Source organism: Flavobacterium granuli, from assembly GCF_900129705.1.
Lineage (GTDB): Bacteria > Bacteroidota > Bacteroidia > Flavobacteriales > Flavobacteriaceae > Flavobacterium > Flavobacterium granuli.
In genome coordinates, this window is record NZ_FQWO01000010.1 from 22,466 (window position 1) to 48,508 (window position 26,043).

14 protein-coding genes are annotated in these 26,043 nt (G+C 35.7%); 7 read left to right on the plus strand and 7 right to left on the minus strand.

The window, feature by feature from the left end:
* Positions 1-71: 71 nt before the first annotated feature.
* Positions 72-782 (minus strand): hypothetical protein, encoded by a 711-nt coding sequence (locus BUB25_RS12520; protein ID WP_072944879.1) that lies wholly within the window; start codon positions 780-782, stop codon positions 72-74.
* A complete protein-coding gene (locus BUB25_RS12525; protein ID WP_072944882.1) occupies positions 739-6,999 on the minus strand; it encodes a P-loop domain-containing protein in 6,261 nt (2,086 codons plus the stop codon). Before BUB25_RS12525 ends, BUB25_RS12520 begins: the two co-directional genes overlap by 44 nt.
* A gap of 296 nt (positions 7,000-7,295) precedes the next feature.
* Here BUB25_RS12525 and BUB25_RS16870 point away from each other — a divergent pair, with 296 nt between their 5' ends.
* The gene (locus BUB25_RS16870; RefSeq protein ID WP_394336303.1) at positions 7,296-7,658 is read left to right on the plus strand and encodes a site-specific integrase; all 363 of its coding nucleotides are present in this window, start codon (positions 7,296-7,298) and stop codon (positions 7,656-7,658) included.
* 407 nt (positions 7,659-8,065) lie between these two features.
* A complete protein-coding gene (locus BUB25_RS12535) occupies positions 8,066-8,914 on the plus strand; it encodes a hypothetical protein (RefSeq protein ID WP_072944884.1) in 849 nt (282 codons plus the stop codon).
* An 82-nt stretch (positions 8,915-8,996) separates the two neighbouring features.
* Here BUB25_RS12535 and BUB25_RS12540 read toward each other — a convergent pair whose 3' ends face one another.
* Together BUB25_RS12540 and BUB25_RS12545 are read right to left on the minus strand one after the other, a co-directional pair.
* The gene (locus BUB25_RS12540; RefSeq protein ID WP_072944886.1) at positions 8,997-11,204 is read right to left on the minus strand and encodes an ATP-binding protein; all 2,208 of its coding nucleotides are present in this window, start codon (positions 11,202-11,204) and stop codon (positions 8,997-8,999) included.
* A 327-nt stretch (positions 11,205-11,531) separates the two neighbouring features.
* Positions 11,532-13,040 (minus strand): hypothetical protein, encoded by a 1,509-nt coding sequence (locus BUB25_RS12545; protein ID WP_072944888.1) that lies wholly within the window; start codon positions 13,038-13,040, stop codon positions 11,532-11,534.
* Between the two features lie 559 nt (positions 13,041-13,599).
* Here BUB25_RS12545 and BUB25_RS12550 point away from each other — a divergent pair.
* The 3 genes from BUB25_RS12550 (at position 13,600) to BUB25_RS12560 (ending at position 16,467) form a co-directional block, all read left to right on the plus strand.
* Positions 13,600-14,505: a helix-turn-helix transcriptional regulator gene (locus BUB25_RS12550; protein WP_072944890.1), complete on the plus strand. Its 906-nt coding sequence runs from the start codon at positions 13,600-13,602 to the stop codon at positions 14,503-14,505.
* 99 nt (positions 14,506-14,604) lie between these two features.
* Complete coding sequence (locus tag BUB25_RS12555; RefSeq protein WP_072944893.1) at positions 14,605-16,125, plus strand: MauE/DoxX family redox-associated membrane protein; 1,521 nt, start codon at positions 14,605-14,607, stop codon at positions 16,123-16,125.
* Positions 16,126-16,206: 81 nt separating this feature from the next.
* The gene (locus BUB25_RS12560) at positions 16,207-16,467 is read left to right on the plus strand and encodes a DUF6520 family protein (protein WP_072944895.1); all 261 of its coding nucleotides are present in this window, start codon (positions 16,207-16,209) and stop codon (positions 16,465-16,467) included.
* Between the two features lie 39 nt (positions 16,468-16,506).
* On the opposite strand, the gene BUB25_RS12565 is transcribed toward BUB25_RS12560, so the two are convergent.
* From BUB25_RS12565 to BUB25_RS12575, 3 genes are read right to left on the minus strand one after another with little or no spacing between them, the layout of a single operon-like run.
* Entirely contained in the window at positions 16,507-19,125 is a 2,619-nt protein-coding gene (locus tag BUB25_RS12565; protein ID WP_084089584.1) for a S9 family peptidase, read from the minus strand.
* Entirely contained in the window at positions 19,125-20,552 is a 1,428-nt protein-coding gene (locus BUB25_RS12570) for a RagB/SusD family nutrient uptake outer membrane protein (protein ID WP_072944899.1), read from the minus strand. The genes BUB25_RS12565 and BUB25_RS12570 overlap by 1 nt, the downstream gene beginning before the upstream one ends.
* Positions 20,553-20,570: 18 nt before the next feature.
* The gene (locus BUB25_RS12575; RefSeq protein WP_072944901.1) at positions 20,571-23,603 is read right to left on the minus strand and encodes a SusC/RagA family TonB-linked outer membrane protein; all 3,033 of its coding nucleotides are present in this window, start codon (positions 23,601-23,603) and stop codon (positions 20,571-20,573) included.
* A gap of 1,123 nt (positions 23,604-24,726) precedes the next feature.
* Between BUB25_RS12575 and BUB25_RS12585 the strand changes: the two genes are divergently transcribed.
* Both BUB25_RS12585 and BUB25_RS12590 read left to right on the plus strand, forming a co-directional pair.
* Positions 24,727-25,233 carry a helix-turn-helix domain-containing protein gene (locus BUB25_RS12585; protein WP_072944906.1) on the plus strand — a complete coding sequence of 169 codons (507 nt, stop codon included), beginning with the start codon at positions 24,727-24,729 and terminating at the stop codon, positions 25,231-25,233.
* A 279-nt stretch (positions 25,234-25,512) separates the two neighbouring features.
* Positions 25,513-26,034 carry a hypothetical protein gene (locus tag BUB25_RS12590; RefSeq protein WP_072944908.1) on the plus strand — a complete coding sequence of 174 codons (522 nt, stop codon included), beginning with the start codon at positions 25,513-25,515 and terminating at the stop codon, positions 26,032-26,034.
* The last annotated feature ends 9 nt before the right edge of the window (positions 26,035-26,043 follow it).

The window sequence follows — 26,043 nt, forward strand, 5'->3', positions numbered from 1 at the left end:
TCAAACACTACGAATTCCAGAATTCTGAAGTAAAATGCAAACACTATTATAGTAAATTACCGTATCAAACACTATACTACATCGGCTAATTTTTGTTTTAGATCTTTTAATAATTTACTGTGAACTTTTTGAAAATTTTGCAGAAAGTCAATATTAGATTTAAGTTTTTCAATTTCTATTTTTTTCATTAAATCTTCCTTGCTTTCTTCCGTACTCTCAATCAAGTCAAAATCCTTTTCTTTGTGAAGAACAAATTTAATAATCTTAACATCAATATCTTCTGTTAATCGGGGTGCATTTTTTAACCATTCTTCCTGCTCACTGGTGCTTAATTCTAAAGCAGCATTATGTAAAGCTTGGTCTATGCAAATTCTGGCATATTTATCTACATCTTTGGCTATTTCAAACCATACATCACTTTTGGATGCTTTTTTAGCTGCATCTTTATGCTTATCAGCAAGAGCATTATCAAAATAAAAAGAGCGCGGTCGTTTAGGATTTAATTTAACCAGAAATTCAAAGATGGGCTCGAAATTCTTAAAAGACTTTGAGTTTCCTGGCATTTTCCATCTATGGCTCCAAATCCTTAATATAATATCAAAGCATTCTTTTTCAAGCACTATTTTCTCTTTGCCAGTGGCCTTTTCCGCTTCACTCATCTTTATGGCAAGATAATGTGCCATCCATCTGCCTAGAGTGTCAACACTTGGTTCCAATTGTAATTCGTTAACTAGCAACTTACCCAAGTTGATGGCTTTCTGATATACTTCTGATTTTTCCATCTGGTGATAATATAAAAATTTTACTTACTGATTCTTTGTATTTGTGGTCATCCATATACCGCCTGTATATCTGATTTCGCCCTAGTATCACTTTGAATATAATTTCACATTTATAATCATTGCAAAGTTGTTTTAAAAACGGCAAAGTTGCCATCATACGGTTACCGACATGCTGTGGCTCGTCATCACGCGAACTATTGTAACTTGCATAAAGCAGATTGATTACAGATGGCTCTGTAGATGTATTAAAATATATTTTTTTGCCATTATCCGAAACTGATAGGTTAAGTTTTTTAATAATTTTCTTTCCTAGTTCATATGGCGGGAATCTGATTTCTCCCGCAAAAGGATCAAATTCGTCAAGTCGTTTTGAAATATCAGGATCCTTTATCCATCCTTTAAGCATAAAAGGTATAGATTTTATTTCCATACGTTTTTCTTTGTAAGACGGTAACTTATAATCTCGGCTGTCAACGCAGGTTGATAAAGCATTTAGCAAAGCTTCTGAACTACCAGGCGACACTAGAGCCGATGATACGTAATACGTTCCTTTAATGGTGCTGTTATTCTCTTGCCAGGAGCCTTGTATATTTAACCAAGTTTCTCCATTTCGTTTCTCTATTAGCGAATCCATAAATTCATTGTCCGATATCAAAAGCTGCTTATTATCATTATAGTTACTTTTTACCCAAGATGGACTGGTAATTGGAACTGGATCTCGAAAATCCGAAAGCCATTTTCCATCTGGACTTGTAAGCAAATGGCTTGACAGCCATTCGTTCCAATCATCATCACTCCAATCTCTTCTGATAACGGTTGGCATTTTTTCAAGCAATTGTGCTGCTACAACCATTAAGGAATGATATGAAATATAAAAATCTAGGCGATCAGTTTGGGGGTAACTACTCTTGTAATTATGAGTGCTATGATCGCTGGAACTATTCCACAAGCCAACGCGCGGATCTTCATTATATCCTCCGCTTATAGTTCCCCATTTTTCCTCAACAACTATCGCCGCAAGATCTTCCACTTGTTTTTCGGATATGCCGAAAACGTCCCCTAATGGTTTAAACCAATAGTTATCGAAATCATATCCAAAATAAAAATTATCTTTTTTCTCAACTTCTTCTTCCGCGTGTAGGTAACTGTCAGTTTGATAGTTGTAATCAACCGTTTCGATTGGAAAATCAGATTTCGTTACTTTGCTCAGTGAATTAACTTCCTCAGCTGTATAAATTCTAGGCGTATTCTTTATAATATTCAGCGCAATATCGGCAGCAAATTTTTGAATCAATATATGTTTCTCATTTAGGGCGTAATACTTAACTATCGCAGCATGCTTCTCGATACTTGAAGCTTTTTCCAAGGAAACCCTACTTAATGCTATAAATAAGTATAGACGGGCATGCAAATTGTAGAAAGGATAATTTTTGACCCCAAACTCTCTTGCAGAGTCTTGCTCCAACCAGTAGAAAAGATGGTCTATAATTTCATTACAATCATTGTGAAATAATTCCCGAACGCAATGTGCAGCTTTCCATCGAATTTCTGATTTTGGAGAAGCAAGTGAGGACCATATGAAACCTGCTGTACTTCGTGAAATGTCTAATACGTCATTATAAGTTGGATCCGGTAAGCCGTCACCAAAATCCTCATCAATGTGCAATTCAAATCTAGAAAGAGTGTAATCTAGTAAATCTAACGCTTCCCCTTGGGTAAGTTGGCAACTCGAAATAACTGCAAATCCAAATAGCTTCTCGGCATCCACAAATTCATTTCCAGCAGCCAAGCCTTCAAAAATTCCACTTTGCAACGCTAAAATTTGCTCACCGTCCAAGGAAATTTTTTCAATAGTCGATTTATAATGCCAACTTATAACCAGTTCTTGCGCAAATTTTTGTCCAATGGAAAATAGTAAAGGAAATAGCTTTTTCTTAAAACTCACTTTTGACTTCCAATCTGATGGGAGCTCCTGGAAAATTTCCTCTATATCATGCAGTGATATGTTTCGAACGTTCAGTGAATTGCCAAGAAAATTATATATGTCGTTTTCTTCAATACGATTAAGGACATTTTTCCAGAATTCAGATTTTGGTATCCATGGATTGCGGTCTTCTATTTTCATCTCGAATTTAGCCAAGGATGTACTAAGTTCATCAACCGTACATAAATCGGAATCCAAAAAGATCTTTTCCCAATCAAAAGCTTTGTCCTCTTTTTCTTGTAGACTTCTAACTTCGCTTTTCTTTTCTAAACTCATTTCTTTTGTAAATGAATTTATGATGTCATCCAGTGCATTATTTTTGATGCCAGCCCGATCTGATGACTCCTTAAGGGAAATCCAATATTCTTGGGATGCGCCTTCTTTTTGTACACGAGGCAATAACTGGTCAACCAATATTTTTTTGGCTTGCAATGAAACTGGGCTTTCAATCAACTTCCCAACAATATTACGGATTTGGTCGATGTTAAGAAAGGTAGCTAAAGCGATTGCGGTATGGATCGAAATTTTTTCACTATAAAGTAATTCCTGTATCAGAGCTGATTCAACCCATTCAAATCTTCCAATGTCCCTCTCGCGCCATCTACTCAAAGCTGCTATTCCGCTTGAGGTACATAATCTTGTGCAAACTTGTACTGCTTCGCCTCTGTCCCAGTGTTTTTCCCGAAGATTTTCACCTACTAGCTCCGCTACCCGGATAAAACGGTAAGCAAGTTCTGGAACCGGATTGGTGTTGTTTACAGCCTGTTTAGCAATAGCTTGCGTCGCTTCCCATCGCTGGTAGATTTCATCTCCGAACTTGGAAACGATTTCAATAGCATACTCAAAGTACACACTTGCATCATCACTTGAAACGACTAAAACCGCACGAGATAGCGCAATATATCGATCTGCACTTTCTTCTGGACCATCTTCTCTAAATGATTTAATGTGCCTAAACGCAACTCCCTCATATTCTTTCGCAAAAGTTCTTAGGTGTGCTAATCGATAAGCAATTCGTATTAGGTTAATTTTTTGATTAACTCTTATGGAAGTATTATTTTGAATATATAATATAAAAAATTCATTTAACTCTTCCTTCGAGCAATTCTTAGACCATTTAAAAATAGAAATATACAGGTTTGCAATTTCTGATGAGAAATTATCACTGTTTCTGTAACGTCCTTTAAGGGCCAGGTTAGATTTTTGTATTACTTCCTTAACAAACAACAGTATGTTAGATGGTTGATTTATTAAAATGCTAAGGCGCGCTTGATACAATGGTAGTAACCCAGTAATTATAAATTCAAATTCCTTTTGATCATCATGTTGCCGATGCTTCTTTTCTCCCTCCATTAAATTTGTTGGCATAACACTGTCGATATCAGCCGTATCATTTTTACTAATATGCAACCTGATAGCCAAAGACCTTAAATACTTCTCCCGATCATCACTAAAATGCGAATTATAGACCATTTGATTGGCTCGCTCCGGAAAATAGTAGTTAAGGGATTTCAGAATTTTTTTTTCAGGTAAATTCCTTTGTAAGCATGCTTCTAAAAATGAAAGAATTCCAGGGGTAATCGAATCGTTGTGTCTATTGGTGTCAACCTTTATGCGATTTCTTTCAGTACTTAGTGCTTTTAAACATTTTTCTAGTAATATTCCATCTGGAAATTGTCCAACTTTGCCCAGTTCATCTGTAATCGCAACGACGTAATAAGGATTGGAACTAACTTGCTCCAATATTTTAGTAAGAAGTTCAAATTCTCCTTTGTCTATAAGCCTTGAAGAAAGTGCTTTTATTGTTCTATATACTGCAGAATGAGGTTTCAGACCTGTTATAAATTTTGTGAAACCTTCTACGCCATTTATGTTCAAGTGGGCATTTGCAAGCTCCAGTACGTCATCGTCTTGCAACTTCTCTTCTTCATGATGATGAGAACGCTTTTTTTTCTTTTTTGATTGTTCAAAGTATGCGTTTAGCCAATTCATTGCAGCCCTTAAAAATCCACGTGCCTCACCTCTGTATCCTTCTATTGCTGATAAAAGTGATGAACTATATACATTTTCTGAGCCTGCCCAAGCACCTATAATCAATCTTTTAAAAGCCAATTCTTTTATCTTTTCTTGATCTTGTAACGATACAAGCAAATCAAGATTTTGCCGTAATAATGATAACTGCCTTTCTTCACCCGCCATTTCTTCTCCAGCTCGAACGGCCAGTTGTATAGCGTCTTTAAAGCGCCTTAGTTTTAATGCTGCTTTCAAAGCAAATTGTAAACGATATACCCGTACGTTTCTTGCATCAATCGGATTGTCTTTTGGTAAAAATTCATCAGACAATGCGCTAGAGATTAACTTGTCATATTGTTCCGCTTGTAGATACAATTGTGGTAACACTTGAGAAACATAGGTTGAATCATTGGCTAGCGGTTCTAATAAGGTGATGTAATTTTGAAAGTCTATAATAGATGCACAAAATTTCTTTCGAAACCACGTTTCTGTTGGCTCATCCCTGAATTGAACAGACAAATCTGAAATCCAAAGTGGTCGGCCGATGTCTGCGACAAAACTTTTAACTGCAGCACTTTCCACATCAGCTGCGCGCGATAGTACATCTAAGGGAATATGTGGCGAAAGACTCGCGAGTCCAAGGCAGATTGATTTTACATGATTCTTAAATTCCAATGGATACATATCCTCAATTCTTGTAACCGCTTTATTGAGTTGTAACTCTATCTGATCTTCTACTTTAGTTCCCCCTGGCCCCAAATTCGCTAGTACCTCAGCTAAATAATCAGTTTTAAAATCCAAGGCATTAGCTTGAACACGGGGATTTCCGTTGGTAAGGCGGTGAAATTCTGTCCCATCTTGTTCTTTTGCATCTGGGAAATAATTTTGGAGATTTTCCAATGATTCTCCAACACTAAATCCTTCAAGTTCATAATTAATGGTGCTACCCAAGGGCTGCAAAAGATAAATTCTTTCTGTCCTGCATAAGAATACAATTTTACAGCCTTCGGGTAAATTTTCTCGTATCAACTCATGCGCGAAGCACGTTTCATTGAATTCCTTTGCGGCCATTTCTGCATTATCCGCCGCATCAATTATAAGTACCAATACAGCAGTTTCATTTGCCATTTTCAGGGCTGCAGTTGCGGAACCAATACGCAATAGGAAGTCTTGCATGACTTCGCTATCAAGCGTTGTATTTTGCACGAGTAATGGATTGCATAATCCTTTGGCAGCTAATTCATTGGCTATTTGAACTAAAGCAGTTCGGTGCATGTGCCGTGTAGTGCTGCGATTGCGATAACCACCAGCGCCAAAACAATCATATCCAATACCTACAGACCCTTCATCTAATGAGTTTAAAACTTGCCTTGCGAAAACAGATTTACCTACACCGCCTTCTGCATGAATAATGATTGGTAGGTCTGCTGACAATATATTATCTACTAATATTGCATGTTGAACTCGTGTAATTGTCTTTTCAACGTTTTCCCAGACTGCATCAGCTGGGTACATCGCTTTCTCTGACGTAACTCCAATTCTGTTTAAAATGTCTTCTTTTACGATTAGTCCATTAGAATCAGGGAGTACTTTGTCCTGCATAAGGGTTATAATACTATCAACGTACGCATTGTCAAAAGTTCCTGAGATAAGCTGTGACATTTCAACCCTCAGTTCATTCTTCTGAACATTATAATTGCCTTCGCTATCCTCAAAATTTATGATTGAGCAAAATTCTTTCAGTTGAACTTCGTCTAATTCAGTATATTTTACTAAAGTTTTCTTGAAGATTTTAGTAACCGTTCTATCATTAGCAATATTTGCTATTCCTTTTTTAAAATTATTGTCGATTTTCCTATTGGAAACAATTGTAAATGAAATATCTTTTTCTTTAACTTCACCTTTTGCAACATGCTGTGAGTATCTTTTTCCAAACCCTTCGAAAGTAGTTTTAAGATCACTCAACACAAATGGAACATCCGCTTTAACGGTTGTGTGTTTTAGCTGATAATAGCTGATTTTTTGTACTTCGTCAGGTTTTCCATAACACTCAGTTAAATCAATAACATATTCACCAGCTTTATCCTCATCTGGAGAACCTTCCACAGTTATGGAATCTAATAATGAATTAGGGTAAATCATTTTTAGAGAACGTCTCGCCGCCCATCGATAATGAAAGACATCTCCTGCTCTCGAAAATCCAACTAAATCGTAACCCATTACATTAAATTTTTACATTGTAAATATCGGTATTTAAAGTCATTTGTATTATATAATTAATTTGATTTTGGAATATTAGAAATTCAAAGTATTATCAACAAAGATTTCAAAACAGAACGATTATCACTAGTGCGGGGTATCTTCCTTTTTAGCTGCTTTACAGGTTTAGCCTACATTGAGTCAAAAACTTAACAAAGCCGCATATAAGCCTTGGAATCGACGGAGAGAAATGGAGATTCACCCACCTTCAGAAAACCGAATCAGCTTCAAAAATTCCAATCCTTCCAATAACACAAATGATTATTGATAAATATGAAGACCATCCGGAATGCAACAATCAAAACAAACTGCTTCCTATTTTGAGCAATCAAAAAATGAATGCCTATTTAAAAGAAATAGCGGGCGTTTGTGAAATCGAAAAAGATTTAACCTTCCACATTGCTCGACACACTTTTGCAACCACTGTAACACTTACAAATGGTGTTCCCATAGAAAGCGTGAGTAAAATGTTGGGACATAAAAGCATAAAAACCACGCAACACTATGCTAAAATCTTAGATAAAAAAGTGAGTGAGGATATGGATTTGTTAAAATCAAAGCTGAGTAATTTTAAAATAGAGAAAATAGAATCAAATGGCACTACAGATGAAACTACTTAAATTAACATTTAAATAGGACTAAATTTAATATAAGAATCCAATACAGATAGAATATTCACAGTAACATTCAGGAGACCTTTCAATTTTGCCTACTGGGTGAAAAAGTGGGTAGAAAAACCACTCCAAAAATGACTAATAATATAATTAAGAAAAGAATTTTGTCCTATATAGCACCTATTTGTGACATTTTTTTTGCAAATAATATGCCCTAAAATTAAGTTTTATCTCATTCTGCTATACAAAATCCTAATAAAATCCAAGTATTCCTAAACTTACTACCATCCTGAGTTCAGTCGAAGGGTTAATTGCCTTCATTTCGCAAATTTATTAGAATCAAAAAAGGCAGCCTGAATATTATTTTTTTGTCGTAAATAGTTACTAAATTCGTAACAACTCATAACATTAACATGGATAATATAGAGAAAGCATTATATATAGATCAATTCTTACTAGCAGTCAACAAAACAACAATCCCCGTTTCTATAATCGAGGGAATAGAAAATGACAGTGATTTAAGTGACGAAGAGATCCGAAATTTGGAACATTGTCTTGAAGATTTGGATTTAGTAAAATTCGTTAGTGGTCGTGATAATTCGACAGTAAACGGATATTGCCAGTATCTTATCAGCAGAAAAGGCAGGGAGTTTTGCCAAGCGGGTAGATCTTCACTTATCTTATTCAAAGACAATAATTTCATTGAAGATTTGCTGGCTACAGAAATTTCTACCAACCCGATGTATGACAAAACTGTATGGGATAATCATTATGATAGTAAAATAGATAAACGCATTGCAGAAGCTGACTTCTTTATAGATGTAATCGTATCAGAGAATCTATTGAACCTTGATAAAGAGACAATCAGAAAGTACTTTAAGCAATGGTTTAAGGATTACAAAGGCTATGATATCCAAATAAAAAATGGTGGTTTTGCTATCGAGGACGGAGCAATACAGATAGTTCCTGATTTTGAAAAAACCGATGTTCTTCAATTTATAGCTTGGTTTAATACCGAAAAAAAGCATTTTACTGATTTCATGGAAGAGCAAGGAGCAACTATTCCAAAAAATGTCATACCAATTACAAACCATATAAGTAGCTCTGGAAACATTATCATCAACCAAGATTCTAAAATCAAAAATCAAAATATAGCCACAAGCGAAAATACCGAATCTAATTGGACAAAATCAAATGTAATTATTACAGCAATCATTGGCTTTACAGCTATTGCTGTTACAATCTGGTTATCATATAAATAATATTTTGAGTATGATTTTAATGCAATCAAATGATGATAATTGAATTCCGTTATTTTAACTTACGTACTTTTTCGATAGTGTTTTATCTTATCGGTAATATAACATCGTTCATATTATTCAACTCAAGAATTACAGGTTGTTTTAATTTCATTGCCTTTCCTATGGCTATGCAATGTCTTTCTTCGAGAGTTGGCAATAAGTTTGAATAGTCCGAACCAATATAATTTTCTAAAAATTGTTTTCCAGTATCGTCAAAAATTCTTAATGCAAAAATTGTATTACATTGATTTAAAATACTTTTACTAATATTTGCAGTTCTTTGAGTAATTATAAATGACCCAAGGCCAAACTTTCTCCCTTGCAAAATTACTTTTGCTGTTCCGTTAGTTGCATTTTTATCTCCGTCACTAGAAACTGAATTCCATTCTGGAACAAGTGAATGCGCTTCTTCAAAAACAATTAAAAATCTTGCTTCGGAAGTTTCTCCCAACGCACTTGCTTTTGCTATCAGTCTTTCTGAAATTATTCTAGTTTTTTCGGATGGGGTTAGATCCACTTTATTTGTAATATTAAAACTGCTGGCTGGCTTAGAAACATTGTGTAAATCAGGATTTAAAATTAGTACTCGTTTATTACTTGCTAGAAAAATCTCTAGTTCTGAAATTAAACTAGATTTATATAGAGCTTCATTTCCCCAAGATGCTGGATTAGCCGAAGTTCCATCATTATTTCCGGCTTTAATACTTGCAATTGTTGCAGCATTCATATCAGTTTGGATTAAAGCAGCCTCAATGTACCTTGGCAATTCTTTGATATATTGATTTGTTAAGTCAATGCAAAAGATTTTTACTTCAGTAGTTTGAATGAGCTTTTGTAACAATTCAAAAGTTAAACAAGATTTACCAATACCAAGAATACCAAGAATTGCTGTATTGTGTGTAACTAACTCGGAAGGGTTTTTTATAGGAATTCCATAATTTGTATTAGGAAGTCTACCAATAAAATCTTTTGAATGGTATGGCAATTCTTGAGGCTCAAGCAAAAACACAGGAGTGTAAATTTCAGGCAACCATTTAACAGGTGTAAGTTCATGTCTGTCAACTAAATATTTTCCTAGCTTTTGACCAGTTCCGATAGTAAAGCCATGCGTATCTTTATATTCTAAATTTTCTTCATTTGTTCTCGCATCGATAATTTGATAAATTACTTGTTCAGTTGAAATTGTAGTTTGAATAATCGTTCCTTCTCCAATATGTCTTTCTACTTGTAATTCATCAGTAAAAAGTTTATTGAATCTAATTCTATTGATGGTAGAACCTTCCCAAACTGAACCAATCAAATTTTTGAAATTCTTTTTTAATTCTGTTTCTTCAATTGCTTTTTTTAAAGTGTCATTCAAACCTTCAAGTTGCAAAAGATATACAGCATTGGATTTTGAAAATATTGATTTTTCTCCTGCAAGTGGCAGGAGCGTTTTAATGTTAAATGAAATAAGATTTTGGTTTTTATCTCGAAGCGATAAAACTTCAATCCATTTTTTACCTAATAGTATTCTTTCATTTAGCACAATTCCTGCAATCCCTTTTTTACCATTTTCTAGATATACTAAACTACCCTTTAATTCATTTTTCCTTAAAGAATTATCACTTTGCAATTCTACCTTATAAAGATCAGCATTAATATGTCCAATAATTTGTCCCAAAAATTGTTCAGTGTTTGTTTCAGAATTTAAACTTGTAAATAATTTTGAAAGAAATTTTATTAGCCAAATTATGGGTTTATTTATAGCTAAAAGAAAACCGAATCCAATTAGAATCGGATATTCATGTGATTCATTTTCAAAAAAAGATATTACAATATCAAAATAAAGAATTGTAAAAACTATTTCAGGTCTTGAAATTTGACAAATTAAATTAACTGCTGAACGTTGATGTTTTTCAAACATTTTTATCCCGTGCAGAAAAATAAGTAAAAGAGCTAGAATTGTGAAAAACATAGAAGAAAGTAACCAATAATTGTATAATGCTAATCCTTCTTTATCGTTTAATCCTATAAGGAAAAGAAATATTGCAACCCAACGTGTAATTACATCAACAGGTTTTGAAAAATATGGTTCAGTTATGTATGTACTTAAAATTAATGCTAGCCCTGTTGCTATTAAAACAATATTTAGCTTATTATTAGTATCGATTAAAAATTGCCAATTGCCAGAAAAATAATAGCCGATGCCGAAAATTAAAATTAGATAAATTCCGACTACACTAAATCGTTGTTTTATATTTAAAGTCATAATTTTAATTTTTTTTTATGTGTAACATTAGTTGCTTCTGTAACGCCAGGAATTAAAAAAGGACAACCATAGGAAGTTTTTATATAATCCGAAATTGCAAAATATTTTCATTCGAAAGATAGGAAAACCATTTCTTCCATTCTTTACGGCTTCCCTCATTAAGAAAAAATATTCTATAAAATAAAAAAACTCTCAGCATCTTCTTCATAATATTGTTCTGGTATTCAAAACCCTTAGCTAAAAATAGTTTTAACTACTTGGGTTTCGTTCAACAGGAGTTTCATTGCTCATCCTACGCACGCAAGCCTAATTGTTCGTAGGTGGTGTCTATTTATTTCCATACTTTCTAAAAGCGGCAATAAATTGATAAATTAGAAATCCTATAAGTATTTTATTAAAATAGTCAATTGTCAAACTGTAACCATTTAACTCTGATTTATTAGCCAAGAAGTCAATTCTATGCGTGATGTCAAGGAATGAAAAATAGTAGCCAATTAAGTTCCAATTAATGTCATTGCAGTTAAACATTTTACCTAAACTCCACAAGTATAAAATGTAGAAGACAATTGATAAAATTATGGTCGCTACGAATGGTTGTTTGATTGATAAACCGTGATTATTTGAGAGACTATTTATTTGGAGAATTTTTTTGTCCCAAAAGGGAAGGCTTTCAATATTTTTCAATGCTTCATTTGAAATAGCTTGAAATTTTTGAGCTTCGTAGAAGTTTCCTGAGGTTTCTAATTGTTTTTTTAATTGTAAGAAAGTCTCATATCGTGTCTTAAAGTAATTTTTGTCTTTTTTCTCGGGATAATGAATATTTTCAATGGTCTGTATCTTATCAAAGTCTTTGTATTTCCTTGGGAAGTCACACGCTGTGAAATTTGTCTGTCCAAATTTATTTCGATAGAAAGATACTATAGAGTATTCATCAAAAGAGACGTTATCGAACCAAACTTTGTCAAGATTTGATTTATGAATTTCTAATTTTGTTTCTCCTATTTCTTTTCTAAATGGTTTAATATCATAAAAATTGGCTCCCAATTGGGCTGTAAAATTTCGAATATACCAACTGTCAATTTTAGAGTTTTCAATTAATATTTCGCCTGTTGAGTAACCGCTAAATGATAATGCTAATAGTCTAGCATTAATTACTTTTGTTTGCTTATGCTCTTTGTCCACTGAATATTGAATGTTTAAACTGACTTTAAATTTTTTCTTTTCTTCTTCGGTCAAGAAATAGCCAACCTTATTCTCGATTTCATATGAATATTGCCTTTTGTAACAACCTACCTTTTCTGTTGAATTTTCATTAAATGTAAAAATTATGTCTTTACAGTCGTAGATATAATATGAGTGTTTTTCATTCAAAAATTTTTCAAGATTAGTATTGACAGATTTCAATAATTTATTCCATCTTATTGGGAATATATTTTCTTCTGTATAGGAAACAACAGCTTTCTTTAAATCAAGAAGAAAAAGTGAATCGTTTAACAGGCAATTGTTAACTGTTACATTAAGTAAATTTTCATTTTTAATCCTTCCTTGTAAAATTGAACTACCGAAGAAAATCGAAAAATTTGTTGCTATGAAATTCTCAATATTTACTTCTTCTAAGAAACAACTTATAAATTGTATATTTATGTCTTTAAAGTCAATTGTTTCAATGTTTTCAATCTCAAGTTTTCTAAATCTACAGTTTATAAAGGTGAATGTTATTTTTCCGTTTTCAAATGGTACATTTTGGAAATCAACCGCTCTAATGACAATTTTAGTATCAATAGGGTAGTCCTTGTTTTCAATAATTGAATATGGAGTTAAATATATCGGATTCATAATTTCTCTGTTGTTGTCTCTCAACACTTAAAAGTTATTCTACTTGTATTTGGCTGGCTTTCTGTCAAACTGTAACTTTTTAACCGTGTTACACCAAACATACAAAACCATTTTCACAATACTTTACGGTTTTCCACATTATCAGAAAATATTATACACAAAAAAAACACCTCTCTAGCATCTTTTTCACCCCCTCCTCCAACTCTTCCAACTACCACTATAATAGTAATCCCTCCTAAACTTAAAAACATTCTATCTCCGGCAAATCCCCATAAGCCAAAAGTCAATAAATCCTATTATTCCATACCTCAATTATACAACGTATCAAGAATTACACTTTGATTATGAAATTTAAAATCATTTCACCACTCACTTCTCACGATTTCCCATCATCCTGAGCTTGTCGAAGGACACCGCTCATCTCTCACTTTTCTCTAAAAAACACCTATTCAATTCCCGAATTGCACACTATACTTTTAGCTTCGTATAATTTATTTAGATAGGTTTGCAAAGGTTTTCCCTTTTCTTCCTCCAGCAAATCACTTCAAATTATATAATTATGTCAGACCACTTTAATCAGGTCCGGATCAAACGTATTTACCAAATGCTGTTCGAAATGGCAACTGGAAATATGACCTTCCGCATCCATGATAATAGCAATGATGAATTAAAAAATATTGCTGTAGCATTAAATAAAATTGCAGAAGATCTCCAAAAAATAATTCTGGCATCAGGATATATAACCGCTTACTACCCGTATCAAAATCTAATTCAATTGACATTTGTATTGGACAATGATTTTGTTTTATTGAATTTTAATAATGAGGTGCCACGCACTCTTAAATATAAACCGGATACAATTGTCAATACCGATTTTGGAAAATTGATTGATCAGCAATCGAAAGATCTTTGGAATGGTATTCTTGATGAATTAGATAAAAACTCCAATAACACCACTACTTTGCAATTAATTTTCATTACTGGTGATAATCACCTAATGCAATCATTTTGCACGGTATCACGATTACTATACAGCGATGAAATAATTGTAAGTTCAGTATCAACTATACTTGAAGAGATGCGCGACATTAACGATCGTCTCTCTGGTTCAAAAATTCGCAAACACCATGAAGTGACTGCGGTACAAAATTTACATGATTATATTTTAAGTCATCTGGATGAACCTTTACCCACTTTACATCAATTGGCACAAATATTTGCTATTGAAGAACACATATTAAAAAATGGTTTTAAAATTTTTTTTAAAACAAGTGTTTATAACTTTTATCAAGAGGAGCGCTTGAAAAGAGCACATCTCATGATCCAGCAAACTTCCGTTTCTTTAAAAGAAATTGCATTTCTGAATGGCTTTAAAGGCTATCTTAATTTCTACAAAGCCTTCAAAAAAAGATTTGGCTACAAACCAAGTGACATTTCAAGACCTCAAGAAGGTCTTCAGCCCTAATTCTTTTGCACTATTTTATTTTATGAATAACGAAATGCCTGATTTGCATAACGTTACAAGTTTTTTATTTACAATTTTACAGTATCAAACTAACATAAAATGAAATCAACAACAAATTTAAAGAATAATATCATTATAGCAATTTGCTATTTGCACGCATTCCTTTTTACATATGCTGCAATTAGTAAAATTCTGGATTACCATGATTTTAGTATTAAACTTGGTCAATCTCCATTACTGAGCGCCTTTGCAGGGTATGTTGCTACTGGTGTGCCCGTTTTAGAGCTGATAATAGTTCTAATGCTAATTTTTCCCCGATGGAGAATCACTGGTTTATATGCGGCATTTTGTCTAATGATTGCCTTTACGGTATACATCTTTATTATTCTAAATTATAGTTCCTACGTCCCTTGCTCATGCGGTGGTATTCTCCAAGATTTGGGCTGGACTGAACATTTGGTATTTAACTTGGTTTTCATTTTCCTTGCCCTTATTGCCCTGATATTAAGTCGGACCAGTGCAGACGATTGGCTTAGCTCTATGCGACCAATGCCCTTTTCACTTACCATCTTGGGTGGTGGACTGATTATTTCACTATCCGTTATCATTCTCTTTCTTACTTCAGAAGATATTATTCACAAACGAAACAACTTTGTACGGCGTTTTCCATCACATGCTGAACCTGCATTCAATAAAATTGACCTCAAAATCAATTCCTATTATTTTGCCGGTATCAATGGTAAAACAATATACCTTGGCAACGTCACTGCGCCAGCCTATGTCACTTTGATTGACACTTCCTTAAAAAATAAAAGCCGTTCATGGATAGAGCCCGACCAACCCGACCTGCCATTTCATGATATAAAACTAAGCGTCATACCTCCATATTTTTTTATCACTGATGGTACGGTACCAGCTATTTTCAAAGGAAAAACTAATAATTGGAAAGCCAAAAGGCAAAGCGGACAGATACCATACTTCACAATAGCTGAGCCAATGGACTCATTAAATATTGCCTTAAGACTGACAAGTCTCACTAAAAAACAGAATACGATTGCAACATATAATCTTATGGAGAAACGGCTTTTAAAAGAGAATACAACACTTTTAAAAACGCAACTGAACAGCATATTCGATACAGATGGCATGCTGCATTACAATACCCTTTCTAATCAACTTCACTATATCTTTTATTACAGAAACCAATTCATCTCAACTAATAAAAACCTACAATTGATGGCGCAGGGAAAAACCATTGATACTGTTGAAACCGCCAGCATAACATTATCTACAATGTCCTCGGGTGATAAACAAATAGCAAAGCCACCGCTTGTCGTCAACAAAGCGACGGCGATTTATAAAAACCTGCTCTTTATAAAGTCGGACCGTATAGGAAGGTTCGAGGACAAGACCATGCTCGAAGATGCTTCGATTGTAGATGTTTATGACCTTTCAGACAACACTTATGTCGGCAGTTTGTATATCTACCATATAGATGGAAATAAAATGCGGAGTTTTAAAGTGATTGATGACAAACTGTATGCGCTTTCCGGAAAGTACCTATCTGTCAACAAAGTACCAAACAAGTTTACCAATGAATATAACACTGCAAAAAAATGATTAAATATAATACCCGGCCGGTATCAGGGGATGGCTGAAAACCTGCGAATAGAGTAAGCCGCAACTATAAATTTTATTATCATGAAAAAATTAATTGTACCAATGCTGGTAATTGTAGCCGCAGCTACAAGTGCTTTTAAAACACATACGGCACCAGCGAGCACGATTGTTAGTGGTTTTATCCGTAACAATGTAGAGGGAACCAACTGCTCTGAAAGCGATGAATGTGAGGAAAACAACACTGGAACACTTTGCCGTGTTGGACAGGATCCTACAGGAACACAATTGTGGATCAATAATGACAGCGGTGAATGTCTTAAACTAGGCTACAAACCAATGTAGGATTAAAAAAGCAATGCAGCCCAAAGGCTGCATTGTTATTTAATTTCTATCAATCCATGAAGGTTTAGGAAATCCCTTCAGGTAATAATCCAGCCAATCTCCCATCTTCCGTGTCAGGTCTGCCATATTAGCCTTAGTCTGCATTTCATGCCCTTCGCCAGGATAGACAAGCATCACATGAGTTTTCCCTAGGCGGCGCAACGCCATAAAAAATTCCATACTCTGAGTAGGTGCTACCTGTGTGTCCTCTTGCCCGGTCCAAGATAGCAAAGGCGTGTTGACATTTTTTGCGTACATTACTGGCGAATTCCTAAGATAGATGTCCATATTTTCAAATGGCGACGCCATCATCCTTGCCTGTCCGGATTCAATTATAAAGAAATTCGGTATTTCCAGATTTTTTGAAACAGAAAGATGAGAGCTCAAAAAATTTGACGTAGCGGCTCCTGCTACTGCACAGGCAAACATCTTGCTCTGTGTAATGATAAAGTTCGTCTGAAATCCTCCAAAGGAATGGCCAATTAGTCCGACTTTTTTTTCGTCGACAATTGATTTTGATAAAACTGCTTTTACGGCAGACTCCACGCAATCCAATGCCGAAAACCCCACATTTCCTACTTCATAAGTAGTATCAGGAAGAAGTACAAAATACCCTTTTGATGTAAGGTTGGTTACATTGAAGCCATCATTATTCACCAACCCTGGACTGCGGTAATAATGTACCTGATTGGACTGCTTTTCATAAACATTCACAACCATAGGATATTCAAAACGCTTATTGTATCCTGAAGGATAATACAACAATCCTTTCAGAGGTTCACCTTTACCGTTTTTGTAATGTACTACCTCCACTTTTGTTTCAGCAAACTTTTCATGATGGCTATTGCTGTTTACAACAACATTTGGCTTACCGCCAATCATTCCTGCTACAATCCGACGCGGACTGGTCACATCTTCCTCTACCCACGCAAAAATGCCATTCTCAGATTTCATAATCCCGCTTATTCTTTTACTCCCATAGCAAATTTTTGTCAGACCCTTTTTTGCACTCAACAGATAAAATCCAGTATAATAATTGTCGCTCGACCTTGCACTGAGAAGCAACTCGTCCTTAAAATTAAATTCCCCACTGGTAATCACTCTGCTCTCGTTTAGCCGTCTTTGCAATTTAGACTGTGGCAAAATCCTAAACCTTATGCCCTGCTCCCTCCCATTGGTCAGACGCATTGGATTCGAGCCGTCGGGCATTACTTTCCAGATATCAAACTCATCATAAATTAGCATACTTTTATCTTCAACTTCCCAACCGGGGGTGCCGTAACCTGCCTCGTCCTTTTCTGTATCACTCTCAACGCTAAGCGGATAAGTTAGGTTTTTGCTTACCATTGTATGGCTGCCTTTGGAAATATCGTAAACATACCATTGCCCCTCACTGAAATAACTGACGTACTTCCCCGCTGGAGAAGCTAGGAGGTTATGAGGTCCCCCAATATGCTTTTTAAGCATCAATTTACTTTCGCCCATGGCAAGATCCATAATAAATACGTCTTTATCTGGTTCCGATTTATTCTGTGGTTCATAGTCTTGTGGATTAAATTTGAGTGCAAAGCTTTCATCCCCAGCCGATGCGCCAAATGGTTTATCAACATCCGTAATCTGTAAAAAGCGGCCCGTCTCAGGTTCCCACATGGCCTGCTTCGGACTTTGCGTCCACCGCTCGGTTTCTATCATTCTTGGATAAATGTATTTCTCCTGCGCATTCCATACTTGTACATCGCTCGGTTTACGAACTACATTAAGTTCTTTATACTGCCTAATCTTAAAAAACACCCTCTTACCGTTATCCGAAAACTTCATTGGCATTGACGCATAGATATTCATGTTTTTTGGAAAAATGGCTTCAGTGTTGGAAAATGTTTTTATAGAACCATCAGTAAGATGGTAATAATAAAGCTTTGAATACTTAAAACCAGACCCTACCCACGCTACAGATTTCGAATCCTTCGACCACGTAAGATTACTGAAAGAGGTATCTTTATCGGTCTGGGCAATCATTTTTCTAGGCATTAAAGTTGTCAGTTCTATTAGTACTACATTTTGGCCTGCATCATCCTTTATTGTAGCGGCTACAACTTTTTTATCAGGGCTAACAATAAAGTCCATAGCATTCATTTGAGAATAAAGCAGTACGCTTTGCAAATTGTAGATCGACAGTGTACCATTTTTACTTAAGGAAATGATGAATTGTTTGGAAATTTCAAAACTCGTAATGTTATTCAATAACTTCTCACTCCCGCTTTTTAAATCTACAATATGCAAAATAGCATCTGGAGTGATGCATAGGTAACGACCATCACTTGTAAAAACACCTTTCTGCCCCTGCACAAAATGATATGTTTTTTTGTTCTTTATGTGCCTTGTGAAAAGCGTATCGGTATCATGGTAAGAGTTGCGGTAGCTGAGCCACTGTCCGTCATCTGATATTGCCTCAGCTTGCAGATAACTCCATAGCTTATAATCCACTTCGGTTACTATTTTCTTTTGTACTACCTGCCCCAAAACGGAGCAGGAGACTAATACAAAAAAAAGTAACAAAAAATCGGGCAGCCATCTACTGTCTAATAGACTTTTGTTAGTATTGTAATATGATGTACACATTAATATCCTTGGTTTTGGGGTGCAACATTCGGGTTTAGGTTAAGTTCAGACTGTGGTAATGGCAATAACCAGTCAGTACTTTGCCAGTCAGCTTTAGTGTCTTGAAGTGCATAATCAAGGGCTCCATAACGTTTTAGATCTAAAAATCGGTGTCCAAATTCCGTAAAGAATTCTACCCGTCTTTCACGCAATATCGCCTGTAGTATATCATCCTTTATAGTAGCAGTCGTACTTACAAGACCTGCAGTATGCCTTATGACATTCAGGTCTTCCTTAGCACCAATAAGCTCTCCCTGCTGTGCCCGAGCTTCAGCACGTATCAGATACATTTCAGCAAGGCGAAGCACAATAGAAAATTCTGTCTGTGGCGTAGCACTGCCTGTTTTTTTGTATTTGTAGGCATGATAGTAAGTATTACCCCCTCCCATTCTTGACCGCGTCCATTTTGCTTTACGCTGGTCACCGCTTTCAAAAGCGTTCATTAGAGAACTGGTGAGCGCAACGGCCGTCGGGGGCGCCGTGTTGAAAATAAAAGTCGTCCCTTCATCAGTATTCCTTGTCGGTGTCTTTGCGGCATACTGCCAGATGGTGGTCGTGCTTTCCTTCAAAAACACATTATTTAGTTCCGCAAGCCATACGTATGTTTTCGTATTATTTAGCACATCAGAGGCGCTGTTGGCTGCCTCCGCCCACTTCCCTGCATAAAGATAAACCCTTGCAAGCATCGCCTTAGCAGCATACGAATTAGGTCGCACTCTGTTAGAACTCCTATATTCTTCAGCCAACAGCAAACTAGCTGCTTCTAAATCCTCAATTATTTTCGCATATACTTCATTTATAGGTAACCTTCTGACGGTGCTGTTAACCTTATAATCTGTGCCGGTAACGTAAGGCACATCACCCCAAAGCTGCAAAAGGTAAAAATGTATAAAAGCCCTCGCAAATATGGCTTCACCAGTAAGTTGGTCTTTATCTGCCTGAAGCAATTTTGTTGAGCTTGCCACGCCCTCAATAACGGCATTAGCGGAATATATCTGGCTATAGCAGTTATTCCACCATGCTGCTATAGTTCCATTGGTTGGGATTAATGTATTGGTGAAAAAGTTGGCGGGGCTCTGTGCGCTATTTCCATACCACGTGAGTTCATCGGCATATAATCCCATTTCCCTGCTCATGCTATTGGTCTTTCCTGTTAGCATACCATTTTCTCGCATCTTTGCAAAAACATTTACCATAGCAGCATGAGCGGTGTTCTTTTCTTCAAAAACAGCAGCGGTGTTTAGTTCCGAAACTGGCATATCACTTTCTGTAAAATTATCGCAGCTCTTGAGCCAAAAAGTGATAAACAATAGTGCAATGATTACAAGAATTCTGTAAACCCTTGTATTATAGGTACGATACGGATTAAAAAAGTTGTTGATATTCATATCTGTGTGCTTTATAGTTTAAAAATTAAATTGTAATCCTGCAGTGATAATCCTAAGTGGTGGCAGAAATCCAACACCTACAAATTCAGGATCGGAGCCTTTAAACGGAGTAATTGTTAGCAAGTTTTGCCCTTCAAGTGTAGCCGTACAGTTTACATTTTTGAGCCACCTTTCCGGAAATTTATAATTGATGGAAACATTTTTAAGCTTTATAAAAGAAGTGTCGGTTATCCCAGCATCACTTGCAGTATATTGATAGCGCGCATTTACAGCCGCACCATTCGCTCCAGAAGTATACACTTGTGAAGGTTCTATATCACCTGGCGTTTGCCAATGTTCAATAACCTCGGTACTTAGATTGGTCATCATTCCAGGAACCCCTAGTGTCTTTGGAATATCATAATTCTCTTGCTTCACGAACTGGAACAAAAAATCCAGTTGCCAATTCTTATAACGCAGTTGATTCTGCACTCCTCCAAAAAAAAGAGGATTCAAGTTTTTGACGGTTTGTTTGTCATCCGCTGCCGTTAACACCCCATCCCCATTTACGTCCTCGAAAGTATAGATACCTGTTTCTGGGTCAATACCTGTATAGTGGTAAGTCTTTACAATGTTCAGCGGTTGTCCAATTACATAAGAATTTCGGTAAGTAGAACTTTCCAGGTTGGGAAACGAAAGCAGCTTGTTCTTTGAAGTCGAAAAATTAATCATGCTACTCCAGTTAAAGTCATTCCCTTTTATATTGACTGTGTTTAGGGTCAGTTCAACACCGCGGTTCTGTACTACAGCATTCAGATTTGATTGTATTTCAGTAAAACCAGCAGTTCCGGGAAGCGGCACACCAACCAATTGATCCGAGGAGCGGTTCCGATACCATGCCGCAGTAAAGAAAATTCGGTCTTTCAAAAATCCTGTTTCTAGTGCCACTTCCATCTTTTTGTTAGTTTCCCATCCAAAGCTGGCATTATATAAGCGCGAAGGCTGCAGTGCTATCAGCCCGTCGTAAGTTGTGCTACTAGGTGTATACGTATTCAGGAACTTGTAGTTCCCAATTTGGTCATTTCCTGTTGTCCCATAACTGGCACGAAGCTTTCCAAAACTCAGTACGTTATTGCCATGCAATAATTTCTCGCGGGAGAAAAGCCAGGCTGCGCCAAGGGCACCAAACCATGCAAAACGATTACTTGGCCCAAACCGGCTTGACCCATCCCTTCGACCAGTCAAGTTAAGAATATAACGCTCCTTCCAGTTAAAATTCGCCCGGCCAAAGACAGACTGATATTTATATATTGATTCATCAAAACCCAAAATAGAAAGGCTGGTCGCAGCAGCAGGATTATTGATCATGTCATTGCTTGAAAATCCGTAACCATTCATAAATAGCGATTCATTATTCTGACTTTGGAATGTACTTCCAATCAAAACGTCTGTTTTTAATGAACCTAATACAGGAGCCCAATTAATCTGCGGTTCAACAATCCAAGACTTACGCGCAGTGTCCGTGTAATAAATACTGGAAACTTCACTGCCCACCCCTTCCGCTGGACTGTACATTGTAGAAGGAAACGTACTACTCTCGTGATGATTGAGATCGGTATAGCCAAAACTGCTTTTTATCTTTAGATTTTCCAATATGTCATAGCTAAGCATTGTATTGGCAACAAGGTCATAGGTTTTAGATTTCGATAACCCTTTTAAGTAACGCAGCGGATTTTCAAAAGTGTTGTTTTCCCAATTAAGATTGCCGTCAGCATCATACAGTGTGGGAGCATTTGGGGCAAGTCGCCAAGCATCTATGGTTAGATCGGTAGAGGGCTGGTTGTTATCCTGTATGCCATAACCTCCGGTAAAAGCAATCTTAAACCGTTGGTCAGTCGATGCGTGATTAATGCTTGTCCTCACATTAACCCGGTTGTAACCAAAATCACCAGGTAGCACAGTTGTTTCTTTACCATAAGTTCCGGAGACCATAAACTGGGTTTGCTCAGAACCTCCGGAAATAGATCCGTTAATGTTGGTGATTTTTGAAGTCCCTCCCAATAATTCTTTCTGCCAATTAGTGGATCTACTTTGGTCCCAAGTTCCATTAATGTCATAGGCACTTACCGGATATGTCGTTATTCCGTCGTTTGCAAATGCTTCGGCACGCATAGCAAGATATTGTTCCGTGTTCATCATTTTCATAAAATGCGGAACGCTTCCGGCTCCTTGTGCTACCGATGCGCTAAAACGGGTCTTACCTTTCTTTCCTTTTTTGGTTGTGATTAATACCACTCCGTTCGCCCCACGCGATCCATAAATGGCCGTTGCATCCGCATCCTTAAGAACTTCCAAACTTTCAATATCAGTTGGATTAATATTGTTTAACGGATTAGTATTCATCGACATGACTGACATCGACATTCCGCTCCCGATTTCCTCACTTGAATACGGTACACCGTCAATAATGTATAATGGCGAGTTGCCTCCTCGTCTCACGCTGTTCTGTCCGCGAATTTGGATGTTAAACCCACCTCCAGCAGTTCCAGTCTGTTGCGTAATATTAACCCCTGCCATCCTACCCTGCATGGTAGCAAGAACATTCGTTACCGGTTGCGTCTCAATATCCTTTGATGTTATTCTCGCTATACTTCCAGTACGTTCGCTTTCTTTAACGCTATAGTAACCTGCATTAACACGCACTTCTTGCAGTTGAGTAGCATCCTCTTGCATCTTGATGTCTAAAACGGAGCGAGCATTAATTGGTATTGTAACGGTTTTAAATCCGATGAACGTAAAAACAAGAATGTCGTTGGGCGATGCTTTCAGAGTATATTTCCCATCTACGTCAGAGATAGTAACGGTTGTAGCTTTTCCTTTTATAGAAATTGTTACACCGGGTAAGGGGTTGATGCCATCAGTAATGGTACCGCTTATTTGGTTTTGTTGTTGTAGCGACTGATTTTGCCTCAGTCTGTTGTTTGCTAGAGCAGGGGTGAAACAGAGGTAAAAGCTGAAAATAAGCGGATACCAAAGTGCTCCCAATCCCTTGTTTAATGAATTTTTTTTCATAATATTGGTTAGTTAAATGAAACATTAGTTTTGTTAGCGTTGGTCCTCTATGCAGTTGTCGAGACGGTTGGAGGATCTTTTTTTTATTGAGACGAGTTGCGAAGCGCGTAGCTAAGCAATCTCAATATTATAATTTTATCATAGGCAATGGATTTTGGTTTTTTAGAATTTAGATACAATTAATAACCTGCACCTTTTACTAACAAATTCAAATTAAATTAACTAGGCGATTATTCAATGGACCTATCGGTGCAGGTATTTCTTAGTTATTGGTCATGGGTTAGTGGTTTAAAGTTGGCATAGGTATTCCCGACCGGTTCAGAAAAGTGTATTTTCCTGACTGGGAATGCTGCTTTAAGGATTTAGGGTTAAGAAGCTGCTTTTACTGGCCTTACTGAAACATATTGCGAACTTAAGAGTATCATTTGGAAAATAGAAATAAAGACAATACTTTTAAAGTGCGAGTTTAAAGAGGAAAGGCTTCAATCTAGATGCCAAAGGCATTTTAGGTTTTATTGGCTATAAAGGGATTATTTTATATAGTTCCTTTTTTTATGTTTCAAGACAGGGGTAAACGTATCTGGATTACAATCCTGATGGGAAAGCGTCTTTTATAAGAGTGCTTTTTAGCTTTTTCCTGGCTTGATGCCATGGTTGTTTCGAGTTTTGGTAAGGTAAAGCAGCTTGCTTGTTGCAGGTTGTTAAGGTGGTTTGATCGTGCTGATACATAAAAAAATCGTTCTCATAATTTAAAGGTTTATGGTTATGGAACGATGTAATTCGTAGTATGAAGGTTCTTTGCAGAAAAAAGCAAGGAGCGGCCTCACACTTTAGAGTCAAGGGCGACCAAACCCATCTTTATAATCTTTCGACTAAAAAGTTACTATCTAAAGCTTACGTGAGAACCGCTCGCATGCCGTTTGCAAAAGTAGGAAACTTTATGACATGGAGCGACTTCACGATACTCTCGATAGTAAAATTGGTCGTTTTGACTCGAGAAAACATCGTTTTAATTATGCCAAAAAGGCTAATTATCAATTCGCTAATACAAATATAAGAAAATATTTCAATAATGCAAATTAGTTTCAAAATAAACACCAAATAACATTAAAAAGTAATTAAAATGAGTCACAAATTTGAAAAAAAGCAAAATAACGCGTCAATATATAGAATAAACCTTGGGATGAAACTTAAGAAAAATAGACTTATGAAAGGTTTTTCAATTTCAGACATAGGTGAAATGACGAGCATATCTAAAAGTAGTATTATAAAAATTGAAAAAGGAGAAGCAAAAGATATTGACAATTATGTTGAGTACGCAAAAGCTGTTGAGTACCCGTTTGAGACTCTAATTGATTTTAAAATTAAATTAGAGCCTTTGAACGAATTATCTGCCTTGCGGAAACAAGCTACCAAATTGACAGCGAAAATTCGTAAGAACATTGTAAATACTTCTTTTTTAGGTGCTGGAAAAACAACAGCTGAAATAAGGGAAGAACTAATCAGAATAAATGAAATTACTAACACAGTTAAATCAACTGAGATTGCTGGAGTTATGAGGAATCTAGTCGAAGACAGTATTTTAAGGAAAGAGAAAAGAGGAAGCAAGAATCTTTACCTGAAGAGTTAAAATGTAGCTTTTAATATTTTGCATTATACTGATCGCAAGAAGAACTATTAGAGAATGTAGAAAGTTGTCCTCAACTTTAATTTTTGTCAAATTGTTCAGTATATCACTAAAAGTGGGTATTGTAACAATAGTTAAAAAAGATTTTATTTACAGACATAGAAATATTACTTGAGTTATAGTAAAACTTTAAAAAAGCGATACTTCTTGATATTATATACAAGTTAGCGGCAACCTTAAGGAAAATAAAACTTAAAAAAAAATGATTATCAATTAATTAAAATGAAATATCTATATCAACTTTTTCTAGCTTTTAATTCAACTTGGTTAATTGTTGTTGTTTATCTAATAAAGGAAAAGTACATATTAAATATCCTAGAAAATTATTCCATTTATTATTCTTGGACAATATTTGTATTCATTCCAATAATTTTAACTGCTTTAAGCTTTTTAATTGCTTTAAAATTACCTAGAGATATTTTAAGAAGCAATTCTGTTAATGAAATAGAATTAGCAAATAACAATTTTTTACCTACCTATTTGGGATATTTTTTTGTTTCACTTGGTATTGATGATGTCCCAACACTAATTGTTGTTTTTGCAATTATTTATCTATTTACATATTTATCGCAGACACTTTACTTTAATCCGATTTTTTTATTTTTTGGCTATCATTTTTATTTCATAAAAACAGCTTCTAATGTAAAAATATTTTTAATAACTAGAAAAAAACTTAAAGTTCCTGGTGAAGATGGATTTGAAAATCTTAAGAGAATAAACAATTATACATTCATAGACTTATAAAAATTATTT

Excerpts from the sequence above, each read along its gene's own strand:
- BUB25_RS12590 (WP_072944908.1), top strand. The coding sequence starts at position 25,513 with ATGAAATATCTATATCAACTTTTTCTAGCTTTTAATTCAACTTGGTTA.
- BUB25_RS12545 (WP_072944888.1), bottom strand. The coding sequence starts at position 13,040 with ATGAATCCGATATATTTAACTCCATATTCAATTATTGAAAACAAGGAC.
- BUB25_RS12575 (WP_072944901.1), bottom strand. The coding sequence starts at position 23,603 with ATGAAAAAAAATTCATTAAACAAGGGATTGGGAGCACTTTGGTATCCG.
- BUB25_RS12535 (WP_072944884.1), top strand. The coding sequence starts at position 8,066 with ATGGATAATATAGAGAAAGCATTATATATAGATCAATTCTTACTAGCA.
- BUB25_RS12585 (WP_072944906.1), top strand. The coding sequence starts at position 24,727 with ATGAGTCACAAATTTGAAAAAAAGCAAAATAACGCGTCAATATATAGA.
- BUB25_RS12560 (WP_072944895.1), top strand. The coding sequence starts at position 16,207 with ATGAAAAAATTAATTGTACCAATGCTGGTAATTGTAGCCGCAGCTACA.
- BUB25_RS12565 (WP_084089584.1), bottom strand. The coding sequence starts at position 19,125 with ATGTGTACATCATATTACAATACTAACAAAAGTCTATTAGACAGTAGA.
- BUB25_RS16870 (WP_394336303.1), top strand. The coding sequence starts at position 7,296 with ATGATTATTGATAAATATGAAGACCATCCGGAATGCAACAATCAAAAC.
- BUB25_RS12525 (WP_072944882.1), bottom strand. The coding sequence starts at position 6,999 with ATGGGTTACGATTTAGTTGGATTTTCGAGAGCAGGAGATGTCTTTCAT.
- BUB25_RS12520 (WP_072944879.1), bottom strand. The coding sequence starts at position 782 with ATGGAAAAATCAGAAGTATATCAGAAAGCCATCAACTTGGGTAAGTTG.
- BUB25_RS12540 (WP_072944886.1), bottom strand. The coding sequence starts at position 11,204 with ATGACTTTAAATATAAAACAACGATTTAGTGTAGTCGGAATTTATCTA.
- BUB25_RS12570 (WP_072944899.1), bottom strand. The coding sequence starts at position 20,552 with ATGAATATCAACAACTTTTTTAATCCGTATCGTACCTATAATACAAGG.
- BUB25_RS12555 (WP_072944893.1), top strand. The coding sequence starts at position 14,605 with ATGAAATCAACAACAAATTTAAAGAATAATATCATTATAGCAATTTGC.
- BUB25_RS12550 (WP_072944890.1), top strand. The coding sequence starts at position 13,600 with ATGTCAGACCACTTTAATCAGGTCCGGATCAAACGTATTTACCAAATG.